Below are 283 nucleotides of genomic sequence, written 5' to 3'. Positions count from 1 at the left end.
CATGCGCATCGGGCATGTTCTCGACCGCTGGCACTACGGCGACCAGGTTGATGTTCAGGCCGAGCTTGGCGACTGCGAGAAAGCTGCCGATCACCGAGGCGCCGCCGCACATGTCGAACTTCATCTCCTCCATGCCGGGGCCGGGCTTCAGGCTGATGCCGCCGGTGTCGAAGGTGATCGCCTTGCCGACAAGCGCGTAGGGGCGCTGGTCATTGGCGCCGCCGGCGTACTTCAGCACGATCAGGCGCGGCAGATTGCCCGAGCCGGCGGCGACGCCGAGCAG

Annotated in this window: 1 pseudogene; it reads right to left on the bottom strand. The window is 67.1% G+C overall.

Annotated features, from left to right (window positions below):
* Window positions 1-283: pseudogene (locus FLQ44_RS10025) on the bottom strand (M17 family metallopeptidase); the annotation flags it as partial.

The sequence above is a fragment of the Vogesella mureinivorans genome (assembly GCF_007644035.1).
In the GTDB taxonomy this organism is placed as follows: domain Bacteria; phylum Pseudomonadota; class Gammaproteobacteria; order Burkholderiales; family Chromobacteriaceae; genus Vogesella; species Vogesella mureinivorans.
This window is presented reverse-complemented; position numbering and strand designations above follow the sequence as displayed.